Origin of the sequence: Sphingomonas pseudosanguinis (assembly GCF_014196255.1) — a bacterium.
Lineage (GTDB): Bacteria > Pseudomonadota > Alphaproteobacteria > Sphingomonadales > Sphingomonadaceae > Sphingomonas > Sphingomonas pseudosanguinis.
In genome coordinates, this window is sequence record NZ_JACIDH010000010.1 from 98,405 (window position 1) to 115,526 (window position 17,122).

General features: G+C 66.0%; 19 protein-coding genes and 1 pseudogene. 9 read left to right on the top strand and 11 right to left on the bottom strand.

Annotated features, from left to right (window positions below):
• Positions 1-16: 16 nt before the first annotated feature.
• The 3 genes from GGR48_RS11910 to mtaB are packed head-to-tail and all read right to left on the bottom strand — an operon-like array spanning position 17 to position 2,795.
• On the bottom strand, positions 17-631 hold the full coding sequence (locus GGR48_RS11910) for a septation protein A (RefSeq protein ID WP_183952104.1): 615 nt from the start codon (positions 629-631) through the stop codon (positions 17-19).
• The gene (ftsY, locus tag GGR48_RS11915) at positions 628-1,563 is read right to left on the bottom strand and encodes a signal recognition particle-docking protein FtsY (RefSeq protein ID WP_183952105.1); all 936 of its coding nucleotides are present in this window, start codon (positions 1,561-1,563) and stop codon (positions 628-630) included. The genes GGR48_RS11910 and ftsY overlap by 4 nt, the downstream gene beginning before the upstream one ends.
• On the bottom strand, positions 1,560-2,795 hold the full coding sequence (gene mtaB, locus GGR48_RS11920; RefSeq protein ID WP_183952128.1) for a tRNA (N(6)-L-threonylcarbamoyladenosine(37)-C(2))-methylthiotransferase MtaB: 1,236 nt from the start codon (positions 2,793-2,795) through the stop codon (positions 1,560-1,562). The genes ftsY and mtaB overlap by 4 nt, the downstream gene beginning before the upstream one ends.
• Positions 2,796-2,817: 22 nt before the next feature.
• Between mtaB and GGR48_RS11925 the strand changes: the two genes are divergently transcribed.
• Complete coding sequence (locus GGR48_RS11925) at positions 2,818-3,393, top strand: DUF924 family protein (protein ID WP_183952106.1); 576 nt, start codon at positions 2,818-2,820, stop codon at positions 3,391-3,393.
• On the opposite strand, the gene GGR48_RS11930 is transcribed toward GGR48_RS11925, so the two are convergent.
• Complete coding sequence (locus GGR48_RS11930) at positions 3,368-4,915, bottom strand: putative bifunctional diguanylate cyclase/phosphodiesterase (protein WP_206362524.1); 1,548 nt, start codon at positions 4,913-4,915, stop codon at positions 3,368-3,370. The genes GGR48_RS11925 and GGR48_RS11930 overlap by 26 nt on opposite strands.
• Before the next feature lie 244 nt (positions 4,916-5,159).
• Between GGR48_RS11930 and ffh the strand changes: the two genes are divergently transcribed.
• From ffh to rimM, 4 genes are all read left to right on the top strand, one after another.
• Positions 5,160-6,680, top strand: coding sequence for a signal recognition particle protein (gene ffh / locus GGR48_RS11935; RefSeq protein ID WP_183952108.1), 1,521 nt, complete (start codon positions 5,160-5,162; stop codon positions 6,678-6,680).
• Positions 6,681-6,737: 57 nt separating this feature from the next.
• Entirely contained in the window at positions 6,738-7,121 is a 384-nt protein-coding gene (rpsP, locus tag GGR48_RS11940) for a 30S ribosomal protein S16 (RefSeq protein WP_183952109.1), read from the top strand.
• A gap of 109 nt (positions 7,122-7,230) precedes the next feature.
• A complete protein-coding gene (locus GGR48_RS11945) occupies positions 7,231-7,371 on the top strand; it encodes a hypothetical protein (RefSeq protein ID WP_183952110.1) in 141 nt (46 codons plus the stop codon).
• Positions 7,349-7,837: a ribosome maturation factor RimM gene (rimM, locus tag GGR48_RS11950; protein ID WP_183952111.1), complete on the top strand. Its 489-nt coding sequence runs from the start codon at positions 7,349-7,351 to the stop codon at positions 7,835-7,837. Before GGR48_RS11945 ends, rimM begins: the two co-directional genes overlap by 23 nt.
• On the opposite strand, the gene GGR48_RS11955 is transcribed toward rimM, so the two are convergent.
• Positions 7,827-8,735 carry an NAD(P)/FAD-dependent oxidoreductase gene (locus GGR48_RS11955; protein ID WP_183952112.1) on the bottom strand — a complete coding sequence of 303 codons (909 nt, stop codon included), beginning with the start codon at positions 8,733-8,735 and terminating at the stop codon, positions 7,827-7,829. The genes rimM and GGR48_RS11955 overlap by 11 nt on opposite strands.
• Positions 8,736-8,821: 86 nt before the next feature.
• On the opposite strand from GGR48_RS11955, the gene GGR48_RS11960 reads away from it, so the two are divergent.
• The 4 genes and pseudogenes from GGR48_RS11960 to rplS all read left to right on the top strand — a co-directional run bounded on the left by GGR48_RS11960 (position 8,822) and on the right by rplS (position 10,590).
• Positions 8,822-9,094: an AbrB/MazE/SpoVT family DNA-binding domain-containing protein gene (locus GGR48_RS11960; protein WP_183952113.1), complete on the top strand. Its 273-nt coding sequence runs from the start codon at positions 8,822-8,824 to the stop codon at positions 9,092-9,094.
• The gene (locus tag GGR48_RS11965; protein WP_183952114.1) at positions 9,087-9,470 is read left to right on the top strand and encodes a PIN domain-containing protein; all 384 of its coding nucleotides are present in this window, start codon (positions 9,087-9,089) and stop codon (positions 9,468-9,470) included. Before GGR48_RS11960 ends, GGR48_RS11965 begins: the two co-directional genes overlap by 8 nt.
• Positions 9,467-10,182 (top strand): annotated as a pseudogene (trmD, locus tag GGR48_RS11970) (tRNA (guanosine(37)-N1)-methyltransferase TrmD); the annotation flags it as partial. The gene GGR48_RS11965 and the pseudogene trmD, both read left to right, overlap by 4 nt.
• Positions 10,183-10,197: 15 nt before the next feature.
• Entirely contained in the window at positions 10,198-10,590 is a 393-nt protein-coding gene (gene rplS / locus GGR48_RS11975) for a 50S ribosomal protein L19 (protein ID WP_175310865.1), read from the top strand.
• 224 nt (positions 10,591-10,814) lie between these two features.
• On the opposite strand, the gene GGR48_RS11980 is transcribed toward rplS, so the two are convergent.
• From GGR48_RS11980 to GGR48_RS12005, 6 genes are all read right to left on the bottom strand, one after another.
• On the bottom strand, positions 10,815-11,456 hold the full coding sequence (locus GGR48_RS11980) for a peptidylprolyl isomerase (protein ID WP_183952116.1): 642 nt from the start codon (positions 11,454-11,456) through the stop codon (positions 10,815-10,817).
• Positions 11,457-11,529: 73 nt separating this feature from the next.
• Positions 11,530-11,988, bottom strand: coding sequence for a GNAT family N-acetyltransferase (locus GGR48_RS11985; RefSeq protein ID WP_183952117.1), 459 nt, complete (start codon positions 11,986-11,988; stop codon positions 11,530-11,532).
• 136 nt (positions 11,989-12,124) lie between these two features.
• The gene (rpoD, locus tag GGR48_RS11990) at positions 12,125-14,152 is read right to left on the bottom strand and encodes an RNA polymerase sigma factor RpoD (protein ID WP_183952118.1); all 2,028 of its coding nucleotides are present in this window, start codon (positions 14,150-14,152) and stop codon (positions 12,125-12,127) included.
• A 142-nt stretch (positions 14,153-14,294) separates the two neighbouring features.
• Positions 14,295-16,142 (bottom strand): DNA primase, encoded by a 1,848-nt coding sequence (gene dnaG, locus GGR48_RS11995; protein ID WP_183952119.1) that lies wholly within the window; start codon positions 16,140-16,142, stop codon positions 14,295-14,297.
• A gap of 118 nt (positions 16,143-16,260) precedes the next feature.
• The gene (locus GGR48_RS12000) at positions 16,261-16,641 is read right to left on the bottom strand and encodes an endonuclease domain-containing protein (protein ID WP_183952120.1); all 381 of its coding nucleotides are present in this window, start codon (positions 16,639-16,641) and stop codon (positions 16,261-16,263) included.
• A complete protein-coding gene (locus tag GGR48_RS12005; RefSeq protein WP_183952121.1) occupies positions 16,638-17,060 on the bottom strand; it encodes an IS5 family transposase in 423 nt (140 codons plus the stop codon). Before GGR48_RS12005 ends, GGR48_RS12000 begins: the two co-directional genes overlap by 4 nt.
• Positions 17,061-17,122 lie beyond the last annotated feature (62 nt).

A 17,122-nucleotide genomic window follows, 5' to 3' on the forward strand; every position in this document is an offset into this window, starting at 1 on the left:
GGTCTGGTCGAGCGCGTCACTCCACCGGCGGTTCGTCGACCTTTGCGGCCTCCGCGTTCAGGCCATGCTTCAACAGCATGGGGATGTTGGCGATGGCAAAGCCGATGGTCAGCGGCATCGCGCCCCACAGCTTGAACCCGACCCAAAAATCCCAGGTTGAATTGCGCCATACCGCCTCGTTCAGCACTGCCATGAAGGCGAAGAACAGCGCCCAGTTGCGGGTCAGCTTGCGCCACCCCTCGGGCGTCAGGCCCGAATAGACGCTGCCCAGCACCATCTGGATCAGCGGCCGCCCGGTGACGAGGCCGAAGAACAGCATTGCCGAGAACATGGCATAGACGATGGTCGGCTTCATCTTGATGAAGCGCTCGTCGTGGAAATACAGGGTCAGCCCGCCGAAAACGACGACCAGCGCGCCCGACAGCCAGAGCATCGGCGAGATGCGGCCCAGCTTCACCTTGCTGACGACCATCGACACCACGGTCGCCGCCATGAAGACGCCGGTCGCGACCAGCACGCGGGTCAGCGGCCCCAGCGGTGCCAGGAAATTGACCAGGAAGAACAGGATCAGCGGACCATATTCGATGCCGGCCTTCAGGACAGGGCTGGCTTCCTTTTCGGACGCGCTCATTTGCGGCCTCCCTCGATGCCGGCGATGATGCGGCTGACCTCATTGGCGTCGAAGGGGCGCAAGTCGGTCATGCCCTCGCCGACCCCGATGGCGTGGATGGGCAGGCCGTATTTCTCGGCCGCCGCAACCAGCACGCCGCCGCGCGCGGTGCCGTCCAGCTTGGTCATGACCAGGCCGGTGACGCCCGCGACGTCCTTGAACACCTCGATCTGGTTGAGCGCGTTCTGGCCGGTGGTGGCATCGAGCACCAGCAGGATGTCATGCGGCGCCTCGGGGTTCAGGCGGCCGAGCACGCGGCGGATCTTGGACAGCTCGTCCATCAGCTCGCGCTTGTTCTGGAGGCGTCCGGCGGTGTCGACGATCAGCACGTCGATGCCGGTCGCGGTCGCCTGTTTCACCGCCTCATAGACGATGCCCGCCGCGTCGCCGCCTTCCTTGCCCGAGACGATCGGCACGCCGACCCGCTCGGCCCAGGTGGCGAGCTGGCCGATCGCGGCGGCGCGGAAGGTGTCGCCCGCCGCCAGCATCACGCCGTAATCCTGCTCCATGAACAGGTGCGCGAGTTTCGCGATGGTCGTCGTCTTGCCCGATCCGTTGACGCCGATGACCAGGATCACCTGCGGCCGGGGAAAGGCGTCGATCTCCAGCGGGGTGGCGACCTTGGCCAGCGCCTTCTCCACCTCTTCGGCGACGACCAGGCGGATGCCGAGGTCCTCCATGTTCCGCTCGAAGCTGCCCTCGGCCAGACGGGTACGGATATGGCCCGCCGTTTCGGGGCCGAGATCGGAGGCGATCAGCGCTTCCTCGATCTCGTCGAGCGTGCCCTCGTCGAGCCGCGCGGTGCCGAGGCCGGCGAGATTGCCGACCAGCCGGTCCGAGGTGCGACGGAAACCGCCGAGCAGCTTTTCGTGCCAGGAGGAGGAAGAACTCATGCCAATTGTCCGATCAGATGGGTTTCGGTCGCCGCCGTGACCCGAACGCGGGCGATGCTGCCCGGTTCGGCGGCGGGAGAAAAGTGGATGTCGGCGAAGTCGGGCGCGTGGCCGCGCGTGCCCGGTCGTTCGACCAGCACGTCGCGGGTCTGGCCGAGCTGGGTCGCCAGCCAGTGGCGACGGCGGCGCGCGGCAGCCTCGCGAAGGCGGGCGGCCCGTTCGCGACGCAGCTGGTGGGGCACCTGCGGCATCCGCGCGGCGGGTGTGCCGTCACGCGCCGAATAGGGGAAGATGTGCGCGTGGACGATCTGGCAGTCGTCGATCAACGCCAGCGTGTCCGCCGCCATCGCCTCATCCTCGGTCGGGAAGCCCGCGATCAGGTCGGCGCCGATCGCGATCTCGGGCCGTGCGGTCAGCAGGCGCTCGACGATCGCCACCGATTGCGCCCGGCTGTGGCGGCGCTTCATCCGCTTGAGGATCAGGTCGTTGCCCGCCTGAAGTGACAGATGGAGATGCGGCATCACCCGCGCCTCGCCCGTCACCAGCTCGAACAGCCGGTCGTCGATCTCGATCGAGTCGAGAGACGAAAGCCGCAGCCGGGGCAGGGCGGGGACATGGCTCAGGATACGCTCGACCAGCAGGCCCAGGCTGGGCTGGCCGGGCAGGTCGTGGCCATAGCTGGTCAGGTCGACGCCGGTCAGCACCACTTCCCTATGGCCCAGCTCGACCGCGCGGGAAATGCGGTCGATGACCAGCCCAGCGGGGACCGATCGGCTGGGTCCCCGGCCGGTCGGGATGATGCAGAAGGTGCAGCTATGGTCGCAGCCATTCTGGACTTCGACGAACGCCCGCGCATGGCCGGCAAAGGCGGCGGCGAGATGCGGCGCGGTCTCGACCACGCGCGACAGGTCGGCGACCAGCATCGGCTCGGCGGAGGCCCAGCTTTCGGCACGCAGCTTGTCGGCATTGCCCAGCACACGCGCGACCTCGGGCATGGCGGCGAAGCTGGCCGGGTCGATCTGCGCCGCGCATCCCGTCACCACGATCTGCGCGTCGGGACGGGCCTTGGCGGCGCGGCGGATCGCGGCGCGGGTCTGCTTGACCGCCTCGTTGGTGACGGCGCAGCTGTTGACGACGACCATGTCCGCCCGACCAGCGGCCAGCGCGCGGATCGTTTCGCTCTCGGCGATGTTGAGGCGACAGCCCAGACTGATGATCTCAGGACCAGCAATTTCAGGGCCAGAAAGGGACGACATGACCGCCGATCTAGGGATGGATGCCGCACAAGTCCACGGGACCGCGCGTGCCGTGATCGACTTCTGGTTCGCGCTCCCGCCCGAAAAGCATTTCGCGAAGGACGATGCGCTGGACCGGGAGATCGCCGATCGGTTCGGGGCGGTACGCGATCAGGTGCTGGCGACCGACGCGATCGGCTGGCGCGAGGACCCCGATACGCTGCTGGCGGCGATCCTGCTGCTCGATCAGTTTTCGCGCAATCTGTATCGGGGATCGGCGCAGGGCTATGCCGCCGATCCGCTGGCGCTGGAGCTGTGCGTGACCGCGATCGATGCGGGGTGGGAGGACCGCTATCCCCCGGAGCGGCTGGCCTTTGTCTATATGCCGCTGATGCACGCGGAATCGCGCGCGATGCAGGATCTGAGCGTCGCCAAGTTCACCGAATTGGGGCGCGAGGAGAATCTGTCCTTCGCGCGCGATCACCGAGAGGTCATCCGCCGCTATGGCCGCTACCCCAGCCGCAACGCCGTGCTGGGCCGCGCCTCGACGCCCGAAGAACAGGATTATCTCAGCCGGCCAGACGCGGGATGGTAGGGAAGGGCGGCGCGGTGCTGCCCGCCAGCAACCGCCGTTCGGCCAGAAATTGACGGACTTGGCCCAGGTCCATCGGCGGACCGTAAAAGGGTCCCTGACCCTGGGCGCAGCCGATCAGGCGCAATCGGTCCTGCGTCTCGGCATCGCGCAGCCCCTTGGCGGCGATCGGCAGGTTCAGCGTGTCGCCCAGCTGGACGATGGCGGTCACGATCTTCATCAGTTCCGGATCGGCGGCCATGTCGCTGATGAAATTGGGGTCGATGCGGACCCGGTCGAACGGCAGCGCGCGCAGATGCGCCAGACTGGAATAGCCGCTGCCGAATTCGTCGAGCGCCAGCGCGATGCCCTGGTTCTTCAGGCTGACGACGATCGATTGCGCCAGCGCCAGATTGGCAAACAGCGCATTTTCGGTGATCTCGACCTCCAGCCTATGGGCGGGGAAGCCGCTCTCGGTCAGCGTCTTGATGACCTTCTGCGCCAGCCAGGCGTCGTGAAACTGCGCGGTGCTGAGCGGGAAGGACAGGGTCAGCGACGGGTCCCAGTCGCGCGCGGCCGCCATCGCCTGTCGCATCAGCGCCAGCGAGACGTCGCCCGACAGGCCCGACGCCTCGGCCACCGGCATGAACCGATCGGCCGCCATCGCACCCAAGGTGGGATGCTCCCAATGCGCCAGCACCTCGAACCCGGTCAGCCGGGCATTGCCCAGATCGATTTGCGGCACGAAGCGCGGCTGGATGTCGCCCTGCGCCAAAGCGGCGCGCAGATCGCTGACGATCATGTTGCGTTCGGCCATGGCGGTTTCCATCGCGGGGTCGAACCACAAGGGGCGCCCGTCGCCGCGCGCCTTGGCGGCGATCAGGGCCAGATCGGCACGGCGGACCAGCTGGTCGATCGTCGCGGTCGGCCCCTCGACATGCGCCAGCGCGATGGCCGCGCGGGGCGCGAAATCCTGATCGGCCAGCCGGATCGGCTGCGCGATGCGGATCGCCAGCCGCTCGGCGAGCCGGTTGACGCGGTCGCGTCCGCGCGCGTCGACCGGGATCAGGCATCCGAAGCAATCGCCCTCGAACCGGGCGACGATGGCGTCGGACGAGGCCTCGCTGCGCAGGGTCTTGGCGACATGCTGGAGCAGCGCGTCGCCGGCTTCGTGCCCGAACGACCCGGCGATGGCACGGAACCGATCGATGTCGAGCAGCAACAGCGTGACGCCGCGCTTGCGGGCAAAGGCGGTATCGATCATCGCCTGCCCGGCGCGCTGGAAATGCGGGCGGTTGGTCAATCCGGTCAGCGCGTCGGCCTGATCCACGCGATCGGCCTCGTGCCGATGCGCCGGCGGCATCCGCCAGTAGAGGAAGGTCAGCCCGGCGGCGGTCAGGAACAAAATGGTCTTCGCGGGCAGATCGAGGCCCAACTGGATCAGCAGGATCGCGACCGCCACCATGAGCGCGCCGCCAACGAGTCCCAGCGCGAACAGGCGTGCCGGAACGGGCGTTGGAATGGGGGTGGCGGGCGGCCCTTGCATGGCAGAAAGTGGTGCCATGTCAGTTATGTACAAGAGGTTAATTGCGCGCCTCGCCGCCCTCGACTTGCGCCGGGCCGCATTCTGCCGTAAGGGCGCCTCCAAGTTCCGTTTCGGAATGTGAAAGTGAAGCGCCCAAGGGTGCACGCTGGCCGGCGAGGTTTCGCCCGCCGGCGCTTTTGCGTTTGGCGGTGCGACACAGGTTTTTGGGCCGGACTCTCCGGCTCGGGTTTGACGAGGTGAGGCGATGTTCGACAGCTTGAGCGATCGGCTTGGCGGCGTATTCGACCGCCTCCGCGGCCGTGGCGCGCTGACCGAGGCGGATGTCCGCACCGCGATGCGCGAAGTGCGCGTGGCGTTGCTGGAAGCCGACGTCGCGCTGCCCGTCGCGCGCGATTTCGTCGACAAGGTCACCGAACAGGCGATCGGCCAGAACGTCCTTCGTTCGATCACGCCGGGCCAGCAGGTCGTCAAGATCGTCCATGACGCGCTGGTCGCGATGCTGGGCGCGGATGCCAGCGAGCTGCTGCTCGACGTCACGCCGCCCGCCGTCGTGATGATGGTCGGCCTTCAGGGCTCGGGTAAGACCACTACCACCGCCAAGATCGCCAAGCGGCTGTCGAGCGGTGCGATGGGCCGCGAACGCAAGAAGGTTCTGATGGCGTCGCTCGACGTCAATCGCCCGGCCGCGCAGGAACAGCTGGCGACGCTGGGCACCCAGGTCGAGGTATCGACCCTGCCGATCATCGCCGGGCAGCAGCCAGTCGAGATCGCGCGCCGCGCGCTCCAGGCCGCCAAGCTGCAGGGCTATGACGTCCTGATGCTCGACACCGCCGGTCGCCTGCACGTCGATCAGGCGTTGATGGATGAGATGAAGGCGGTGGCGGAGATCGCCCAGCCTCAGGAAATTCTGCTCGTCGTCGACTCGCTGACCGGCCAGGATGCGGTCAACGTCGCAACCAGCTTCTCCGAGCAGGTGCCGCTGACCGGCGTGGTGCTGACCCGTATGGACGGCGACGCGCGCGGTGGTGCGGCGCTGTCGATGCGCGCGGTTACCGGCAAGCCCATCAAGTTCGCCGGTGTCGGCGAAAAGATGGATGCGCTGGAAGCCTTCCATCCGGAGCGTGTCGCAGGGCGCATCCTCGGCATGGGCGACGTGGTGTCGCTAGTCGAGCGCGCCGCCGAGACGATCCAGCAGGAAGATGCCGAGCGCATGGCCATGAAAATGGCCAAGGGTCAGTTCGATCTGAACGACCTGCGCGGCCAGCTGGCCCAGATGCGCCGCATGGGCGGCCTGGGTGCGCTGGCGGGCATGATGCCGGGCATGAAGAAGGCGCAGAATGCCCTCAATGATGCCGGTGGCGACAAGATCCTGCTTCGCATGGACGCGATCATCACCTCGATGACCGTCAAGGAGCGGGCCAAGCCCGAGCTGGTCAACGCCAAGCGCAAGATCCGCATCGCCAAGGGGTCCGGCACCACCGTGCAGGACGTCAACAAGCTCCTGAAGATGCATCAGGAAATGTCCACGGCGATGAAGAAGATCAAGAAGATGGGCGGCATCAAGGGCATGATGTCGATGCTCGGCAAGGGCGGCCTTGGCGGCTTGGGCAATGCGCTGGGCGGCCCGCAGATGGGCGAGATGCTCAACAAGGCGGGCTCGAACGGTCTGCCCGGTGGCGGTCTCGGCGGTATGGGCGGCGGCAAGCTGCCCGACGGGATGCCCAAGCTGCCCCCCGGTTTCGAAAATCTTCTGAAGAAGAAATAACCCCCGCGCCGGACGGAATTGCCGGTAATTTGAACTTTTTACTCCAAGGACTGAAATATGGCTCTCAGCATTCGTCTGTCGCGTGGTGGCTCGAAGAAGCGCCCTTACTACCGCATCGTGGTGGCCGACGCCCGTGCGCCGCGCGACGGCAAGTTCATCGAGAAGATCGGCAACTACAACCCGCTCCTCGCCAAGGACAATGAGCAGCGCGTGCAGCTCGACACCGAGCGCGCGAAGCACTGGCTCGCCAATGGCGCGCAGCCGACCGACCGCGTCGCCCGTTTCCTGGATGCCGCCGGCGTCCGTGAGCGCGCCGCGCGCAACAACCCGAAGAAGGCCGAGCCGGGCGAGAAGGCCAAGGAGCGCGCCGAGGAGCGTGCCGAGAAGCTGAAGGCCGCCGAGGAAGCCGCCAACGCGCCGGCCGAAACCGCCGAGGCCTAATTGGTCTTGGTCCTGGGTGGGCCACGGTCGGTCACGATCGAGCCCGCCCATGGCATCGGAATGCGGGGCCGTGCGTTTCTGAAAGCCAATGGCTTGAGGAGGATGACGCATGACCCCGCCGACCGAACCCGACCCCCGGACCGCACCCGACGATCATGACGACGCGACCAACCAAGGCGTCTCCGCGCCAGACCCCGCCGAAGGCGACGACGACACCCCCGACGGCAATGCCGGATCGCCCAACGGGTGAGCCGCGCGTCACGCTGGCGGTGATCATCGGCGCGCACGGCATTACGGGCGAGGTTCGGCTGAAGGTCTTTGCCGACGATCTGTCGGACTATCGTTCGTTCAATGACGGCGCGCTGACGCTCAAGTCGGCGCGGGATGGCTCGAACGGCGTCATCGCCCGTTTCGCCGAAGTCACCGATCGCAACGCCGCCGAGGCGTTGCGTGGGACCGAACTGACGGTGGCGCGCTCTGCCCTGCCTCCCTTGGAGGAGGGCGAATATTATCACGCCGACATCATCGGCCTGTCGGCGATCGCCAGCGATGGCGAAGAGCTGGGCCATGTCGCGCTGATCGAGAATTTCGGTGCGGGCGACGTGCTGGAAATCGAACGGCCCGATGGCCGCCGTTTCATGGTGCCGATGAATGCGCAGGCGGTGCCCGAATGGGATCAGGATCGCCTGATCGTGGAGCGCGCCTTCATCGCCTGATCGGGCGTTGCTCGTTCAGCAGATTGCGGATCGTCGTCGCGGCGACGCCGGCCTCCCCCATGGCATGGCTGATCTGATCCAGCCCCTTGACCACATCTCCGGCGGCGAACAGGCCGGGAACTGAGGTCCGCTGATGGTCGTCGACCTCCAGGCATCCGCTCGTGTCCGCCTTGGCGCCCGCCGATACCGCCAGCTCCGACCGGATGCGTGACCCCATCGCCGGATAGACGCTGTCGAACGCCATCCGCCCGCTGGCGGTGTCGAGCGCGATCCGGTCCCCCTCGATCGCCCAGCCGCCACAGGGGCCGTCCACGCGCTGTACGCCCGCATCGTCCAGCGCTTGGGCGCATTCGGGATCGAGGTCATGCGCGGCATCGGGCGCGATCAACGTCACGTCACGGGTGAAGCCGCGCAGGAACAGCGCCTCGCGCATGCCATGGTCGCTGGTCCCGATCACGCCGACCCGCTTGTCGGTGACCTCATAGCCGTCACAGACCGGGCAATAGCGGATCAACCCGCGCTCCAGCGCCGGGTCGTGCACATCGGGCAGAAGATGCTTGGGGCGGTGATTGACCACGCCCGTGGCCAACAGGACCGTGCGGGTCCGGTATTCGGCATCATCGGTGATGACGCGGAAATGATCCCCTTCGGGCCGGATCGCGGTGACCCGGTGCGGCGTGCAATGCGCACCGTAACGACGTGCCTGGTCATGCATCCGGGCCAGCAACGCCTCGCCGCTGATCCCCTCGGGGAAGCCGGCATGATTGTGGGTGCAGGGGATCATCGCCGCGCGGCTCGATCCGCTGTCGAACATGTGGATGCGCAGGTGATAGCGTGCGAGATAGATCGCCGCCGTCAACCCGGCGGGGCCCGCCCCGATGATGATGCAATCGTCCATGGCGGGGGCAAAGCGTCAGGCGGCGCAACGTTCCTTGGCCTTTGATCGCGGATCATGTATATACATGGCGTATATACGGAGGCGATATGGGTAAGGACTATCAGGCGAAGGTCTTCCGCTCGGGCAACTCGCTTGCGCTGCGCCTGCCCGCCGCACTGGGGCTGGCCGAGGGCACCGAGATGACGTTGCGCGAGGAGCAGGGCCGCTATGTGTTCGAACCCGTCCAGGCGCCGCGCAAGACGATCGACCTGACCGGCATCGCGGGCTCGATGCCGTGGTTGAAGCCGATCGAGCGGGAAGACTTCGACATGGAGCCGCGCGAACTGGATTGGGACGGAAAGCTGCTCGGCCGTGATTGAACCGCGCTATCTGCTCGACTCGAATATCTGCATCTATGTCCTTCGCGATGCCAGCGGTCGCGCGGCGCAGCGGCTCGCGACGTGCGAACCGGGCAGCGTCATGGCCTCCGCGATCACCTATGCGGAGATCATGCGTGGACTGGAGCGCCACGGCACCGAAGCCGTGGCGGCGTTCGACCGCTTTTTTGACCGTGTGCCGATATTGCCGTTCGACCAAAGGGCGGCATCCGCTTATGCGGATATTCCGTTCCGGCGAGGGCGCTTTGATCGTCTGATCGGTGCCCATGCTCTGGCCTCGGGCCTGACGCTGGTGACGAACAACGAAGCCGATTTCGCCGACATTCCCGGCCTGACTATCGAGAACTGGACGCTGTGACCTTCCGCGCGACGATATTGACGCTCTACCCCGAAATGTTTCCCGGACCCCTGGGCCATTCGCTGGCGGGGAGGGCATTGCGTGAGGATCGCTGGGCGCTGGAGACGGTGCAGATCCGCGACTTCGCGACCGACAAGCATCGCTCGGTCGACGACACGCCCGCAGGTGGTGGCGCGGGCATGGTGCTGCGCGCCGATATACTGGCGGCGGCGGTGGACTCGGTCGCCGACGACCGGCCGGTGCTGGCGATGACGCCGCGTGGGCACCCGCTGACCCAGCCGCGCGTTCGCCAACTGGCGGCGGGACCGGGCGTCACCGTGCTGTGCGGCCGGTTCGAGGGCTTCGACGAGCGTTTGTTCGAGGCGCGGGGCATCGAACAGGTGTCGATCGGCGACTATATCCTGTCGGGTGGCGAGATGGGGGCGCTGGTGCTCCTCGACGCTTGCGTTCGGCTGCTTCCCGGCGTAATGGGCGCGGCTTCAAGCGGAGTCGAGGAAAGCTTCGAAAGCGGCCTCCTCGAATATCCGCAATATACCCGACCCGCCGAGTGGGAAGGGCGCACGATCCCTGAAGTGCTGCGATCGGGGGATCATGCGAAAATCGCAAAATGGCGTCATGCCAGGGCTTGCGAGGATACACGGTCAAGGCGGCCGGACCTTTGGGAACGTCATGAGGGCGTTCGGGTCGGTCGCCCTCTGGCGCGCGGCGACGATTGAGGAATGAAGTCATGAACGTGATCCAGCAGATCGAAGCTGAGCAGATCGCCAAGTTCAACGAGACGAAGAAGATCCCGGAATTTCGCCCCGGCGACACGCTGAAGGTCGGTGTGAAGGTCGTCGAAGGCGAGCGCACCCGCGTCCAGTTCTATGAGGGCGTCTGCATCGCCCGCTCGAACAAGGGCATGGGCTCGTCGTTCACCGTCCGCAAGATCTCCTTCGGTGAGGGCGTGGAGCGCGTCTTCCCGCTCTACTCGCCGAACGTCGACTCGATCGATGTCGTCCGCAAGGGCGCCGTGCGTCGTGCCAAGCTGTACTATCTGCGCGGCCGCACTGGTAAGTCGGCGCGTATCGCCGAGCGTCGCGACACGCGTCCGGCCAAGGGCACCGCAGCCGCCGAGTAATCGGGGCGGCGGACCCTATAGCGGTTCGACAGGGAAGGGGCGGTGGCACCACGGTGTCGCCGCCCTTTTTCTTTGACCGCGCTCCGTTCAGCCTGAGCGAAGTCGAAGGCCAAGGGACGCCCTTGGCCACGAGCGTCTGCATGGCGCGTGGTTATGGTTGCGGCGTGGCCTTCGACTTCGCTCAGGCTGAACGGAGGTTGGGAAGTGGGGCGGGTAGGGGGCGCTTATCCCCCGAAATTATACAGCCACATCTTCGGCTCACCGGTCGGCTTGGGCGTGCCGTCGAGCCGCTTGGCGGAGCGGATCGCGACGGGCTTCAGGATCATCTGCCCCTTCATGGCGTCCAGGCCACCGCCCGAGGGCTTGGCGAGGATTTTCTTCACCGTGTCCATTCCCGCCACCACACGCCCGAAGGCGGCATAGCCGTCATAGCCCGGCCGCGCGTCCATGCCCGGCGTCGGCCCTACGGTGATGAAGAAATTGCCGCCCGCCGAACTGGCCGATTGCCCACGCGCCATCGAGATGGTGCCGTCGAGATGCTTGATCCCGGTCTTGGCGGTCGTCTCCAGCGGGAAGGGGGGCAGGATGCGGCGCGCATCGGTGCGGATGCCACCCTGGACGAAGCCCTCCTTCGGGTTCCGCTTGTCGCGCGCGGCGCGGTAGAACACCGTCCCGTCGAACCGCCCGTCATCGACATAGGCCAGGAAGTTCTTCGTCGTCGCCGGCGCACGGCGCGCATCGAGCGCGACGACGATCGGGCCTTCCGAGGTATTGAGCTGCACCCGAACATAGCCGGGGCGGGGGACATTCTGGTTGGCGGGCGCGGCAGCGACCAGCAGGGCGATCAGCGGGAGCAGACGTTTCATCCGCCGGGGATTATCGCCCCCGGCCGCGATTGTGGAGCCCCAACCCATGCGATGCGCCGAGTGGCGGCCCCGATCAGGCGATCAGATTGCGCATAAAGAACTGATTGTGCGGGCTAGGCTGATAGTCGGCGAAGGCATCGCAGGACTGGAACCCCGCGCTGCGATACAGCGCGACGGCGGGCTGGTGCAGCGGTGCGGTGCCCGTTTCCAGGCTGATCCGGTGATAGCGCCGGTGCCGCGCCTCGGCGATGATGTGGTTCAGCAGCTTGCGACCGACTCCCTTGCCCAGAAATGCCGGGGCGACCCGCATGGATTCCACTTCGCCATGCGCGGCGGCGAGTTGCTTCAGCGCGGCGAAACCGGCGAGCGTAGGGCCATCCCATATCGTCCAGAACGTGATGTCGGGCGCGGCCAGCGCGGACGCGCCGAGCGCGAAGGCGAATTCGCTCATGACACTGCAGAGATCGCGCAGGTGATAGGCCAGCAGATCTGCGACATGTGGTGAGGTCGGATCGTCCAGGCGAATATCCATGTCACTCCTCGCCCGGCGCGCCGTGGCCCGGGTCGCCCCAGTTTATCGCGGTTCCGGCGGGCGCGACATGGTATGGGTCAACAAAAAAGCCGCCGACCGGGCGGTCGACGGCTTTTCCGTTTCGTGGCGTCCGACCTTACTGGTCGAGGAAGCTGCGCATCTTGCGGCTGCGGCTGGGGTGCTTCAGCTTGCGGAGCGCCTTGGCCTCGATCTGGCGGATGCGTTCGCGGGTGACCGAGAACTGCTGACCGACCTCTTCCAGCGTGTGGTCGGTGTTCATGCCGATGCCGAAGCGCATGCGCAGCACGCGCTCCTCGCGCGGCGTCAGGCTGGCCAGGACGCGGGTGACCGTTTCCTTCAGGTTCGCCTGGATCGCCGCATCCACCGGGATGACCGCGTTCTTGTCCTCGATAAAGTCGCCCAGGTGGCTGTCCTCCTCGTCGCCGATCGGCGTTTCAAGGCTGATCGGCTCCTTGGCGATCTTCATCACCTTGCGCACCTTCTCCAGCGGCATGGAGAGGCGCTCGGCCATCTCTTCCGGGGTCGGCTCGCGGCCCTGCTCGTGCAGGAACTGGCGGCTGGTGCGGACCAGCTTGTTGATCGTCTCGATCATATGGACCGGGATGCGGATGGTCCGTGCCTGGTCCGCGATCGAGCGGGTGATCGCCTGACGAATCCACCAGGTGGCATAGGTCGAGAATTTGTAACCGCGACGATATTCGAACTTATCGACCGCCTTCATCAGGCCGATATTGCCCTCCTGGATAAGATCCAGGAATTGCAGGCCGCGATTGGTGTATTTCTTGGCGATCGAGATGACGAGGCGCAGATTGGCCTCGACCATTTCCTTCTTGGCGATCCGCGCCTCGCGCTCGCCCTTCTGCACCATGTTCACGATGCGGCGGAATTCGGTCAGCGCCATGCCGGTCTGCTGCGAAATCTCAGCGATCTCGCTGCGGATGCGGTCGACGGTGGCGGCTTCGTTGCTAGCGAAATTGCCCCACTTCTTGTCGAGCCCGCGCACCGTGTCGAGCCAGTTCTCGTCCAGCTCATGACCCAGATAGCGGTCGAGGAAGTCCTTGCGGTTTACCTTGTGCCGCTCGGCCAGACGCAGCATCTGTCCGCCCAGCGCGGTCAGGCGGCGGTTATAGGCATAGAGCTGATCGACCAGGAATTCGATCTTGGCGTTGTGGAACTGAACGCTCTCAACCTCGGCGGTCAGCTCTTCGCGCAGCTTGTGGTACTTGCGCTCGTCCGCCGACGACAGCTCGCCGCCCAGCGCCATCGACTCCAGACGCTGCTGCTGGATCTTGGAGAATTTCTTGTAGATCGCGGTGATGTTGGCGAACTTCTCCAGCGCCTGCGGCTTGAGCGTTTCCTCCATCTGGGCGAGGCTGAGGGTGTTGTCCTCTTCCTCGTCCTCAGCGCGCGGGCCGCGACGCTCGCCGCCCTCGCCATCCTCGTCGTCGATCGAGGGTTCCTCGGGCTCTTCTTCTTCCTTGAACTGGGGACCGGCGTTCTTGGCGCTGATCTCGCCATTGTCCTCTTCGTCTTCCTCACCCAGATTTTCCGGGCCGGCGTCCTTGGACAGCATGGCGTCGAGATCGAGGATCTCGCGCAGCTGCATCGTGCCTTCGTTCAGCGCAGTCGACCAGTCGATGATCGCGTTGAAGGTGATCGGGCTTTCGCACAGCCCCAGGATCATCGTGTCGCGACCCGCCTCGATCCGCTTGGCGATGGCGATTTCGCCCTCACGGCTCAGCAGCTCGACCGCACCCATCTCGCGCAGGTACATGCGGACCGGATCGTCGGTGCGATCGACGGTTTCCTTCTTCTTCGCCTCGGGCTGAGGGCCGGAATCGCCGTCGGCGTCCGTGGTCTCGGCGTCGTCGGCCTCTTCCTCGGACTCGCCGTCCTCGCCCTGTTCCTCATTCTCGACGATATTGACGCCCATCTCGTTGAGGGCGGCCATAATGTCTTCGAGCTGATCGGAGGACATCTGGTCCTGCGGCAGCGCTTCGTTCAGCTGGTCATAGGTGATGTAGCCGCGCTTCTTGGCGCGGGCGATCAACTTCTTGATCGACGCCTCGTTCAGGTCGATCAGCGGCGCATCGCCCGTTTCCGTGGTATCGGTCGTATCCGCCGCCATATTCGCCTTCGCCATCAAATGCCCTCGGGTCTCAATGCCCGGCCTCTTTCACGCACACCGCCGGTTTGGCAAGCGGGTGAGGGGGCCATGCGTAATTTTCCAGTGTGAGCGCCGTACGCCCAATATGCCCCGCATATGGGGCGCGGGGTTGCCTGTATCAAGCGGCCTCCCCGGCTTGCTTCTCCGCCAGATCGCGCGCCGCCTCCAGCCAGCGATAGAGTTGGTCGAGCGACTGCGCATGCGCCGCATGGCACCGTGTCTGCTCGGCGAAGCGATCCTCGGTCATGTCGGTCTGGAACGCCTGCACCGCGCGCTCGCGGTTCGCGCGCGTCTCGCTTTCCTCCAGCATGACCTCGATGATCTTTTCCAGATCGCGGACCGCAATGGCCGGATCGCTCGCCTTGCTGAAGAAGCTGAACGCCAGGTCGCGGGTATAGTCGCGCGCGTCGATCGGGTGGACGTCGGTGGTCGCCATGATCTGTTCGATCAGGCTTTCCGCCTCGGCCGCGTCTTTCCGCGACAGATGCGGGTCGTTGACCGCCGCGTCGAGCAGGTGGTGCCGCCACTTGTCGAGATAGCGGTCGCCCATGTCCAACCGGCTGATCTCGTCCATGTAGCGGCACAGCACATGCGGATAGCGCATCAGGCCGAGCAGGACCGCGCGCTTCAAGCTGTATTCGACGCCACGCCCGACATGGCGATTGGCCTCCGCCACTGCCTGATGCACCGCCGCCGCATTGACCCGCCGGATGCCGAAGATGTCGAAATAGCGCGACATCATCGCGCGCTTATATTCGTAGGCCAGATCCTTATGCGGGATCTGCTGCGCCAGTTCCTCCAGCCGTTGCTTCAGCGCGGCGCGGCCCTCGGGTGTGTCGGTCTGGGCCTGCGCAATCTCCGACTGCCAGAGCAGGTCGCTGAGCGGCGTGGCGCGGGTGAGCACCGCCTCGAACCCCGCCGCGCCCTTTTCCTGGACCAGATCGTCGGGGTCCTGCCCCTGCGGCAAGGTGACGAAGGACAGGCTCTTGCCCGGCTGGAGCAAGGGCAGCGCACGGTGGGCGGCGCGGATCGCGGCCTTCTGCCCCGCCGCATCGCCGTCGAAACAGAGCGTCGGCACGTCGACCATGCGCCACAGCCGTTCCAGCTGATGCTCGGTCAGCGCGGTGCCGAGCGGCGCGACCGCTTCCTCGATCCCGGCCTGGGCGAGGGCGATCACGTCCATATAGCCCTCGACCACCAGCACGCGGCCGGACTTGCGCACGGCGGGCGCGGCGCGGTCGAGATTGTAGAGCGTACGCCCCTTGTCGAAGAGCGGCGTGTCGGGCGAGTTCAGATATTTCGGCTCGCCATCGCCGATAATCCGGCCGCCGAACGCGATCACGCGGCCGCGCGCGTCGCGGATCGGGATCATCAACCGGCCGCGGAAACGGTCATACGGGTCCTTGCCGTCGACCTTGATGAGCAGCCCGCACTCGATCAGCGCCGGATCGCCATAATCCTTGAGCGCGGCCTTCAGCTTGCCCCGGCTGTCGGGCGCGAAGCCCAGGCCGAAGGCGCGTGCGGTGTCGGGCGTGACACGGCGGCGGGTCAGCAACTCGCGCGCGTCGCCGCCGGACAGGCCGCCCAGTTGTTCGGAAAACCATGCGGCGGCATCGGCCATCGCATCGTGCAGGCCCTTGGCGCGCTCCGCCTTCTGAGCGGCGCGGCGGTCCTGCTCGGGCATGTCAAGCCCGGCGACCTGCGCCAGTTCCTTGACCGCGTCGATGAAGGGCAGCCCGCGCTGATCGGTCATCCAACGAATGGCATCGCCATGCGCCGAACAGCCGAAACAATGGTAGAAGCCCTTGTCGTCGTTGACGTAGAAGCTGGGCGTCTTTTCGTTATGGAAGGGGCAGCAGCCCTTATATTCCCGGCCCGCCTTTTGCAGCTTCACCGTCTTGCCGATCAACGCCGACAGACTGGTGCGAGCGCGTAGCTCGTCAAGGAATTGCGGGGTCAGGCTCATGGCGTCCGCGCGATTATAATTCGTAGCGGGGGAACGGGTTTTTGGCAAGGGGCGGGGTGGGTTCGATAGTCCGGGATTGCCCTCCCCCAACCCCTCCCGCCTGCGGGAGGGGAGTAGTTCAGGGATTGCGGTTGCCGCTCGCGCTTCCCCTCCCGCAGGCGGGAGGGGATTGAGGGGAGGGCCTGTCCGCAAGCGTCCGCTCGATGGTCGCGACGACGCCCTCCAGATTGCCCAGAACGTCGTTGTTCCAGAACCGGATGACGCGCCAGCCTTGCGCTTGGAGATAGCGCGTCCGGGCTTCGTCATAGGCGGCGCGTTCGTCATGCTGGCCGCCGTCGACCTCGACGATCAGCTTTTCCGATCGGGCGGCGAAGTCGGCGATATACGGGCCGACCGGGACCTGTCGGTTGAAGCGGACGCCTGCGATCTGGCGTCTCGATAGTGCCCGCCATAACCGCCGTTCCGCGTCGGTCGGATTGAGCCTAGGGTCCGGACTCATAACCACCAGATGACGGCTGCGGCGAGAGCGATGGCGGCCATGAAGTTTTTGATGTTGCGGTCGAAGCGGGTAGCGAGCCGTCGCCAGTCCTTGAGGCGGCAGAACATGCGCTCGATGACGTTGCGCTGCTTGTAGATGGCACGGTCGTAGTCGTACTGGACCTTGCGGTTACGGCGCGGCGGGATGACGGCGCGGGTGCCGCGCCCATCGAGCCATTCGCGCAGCGCCCGGCTGTCATAGCCCTTGTCGGCGACGAGCTCGGTGGACGGAGGCCGCGCGGCGATGCAGGTTCTGGCGACCTTGCAGTCGTGAACGTTTCCCGGTGTCAGCATGAGGACATGAGGGCGGCCTTTCACGTCGCAGACGGCGTGGAGCTTGGTGTTCCGCCCCCCCTTGGTGCGGCCGATACCATGGGCCAAGGCCCCCCTTTTCCGCCGCCCGCACAGCGATGGACCTTGATGCAGCTGCTATCGATGAACAG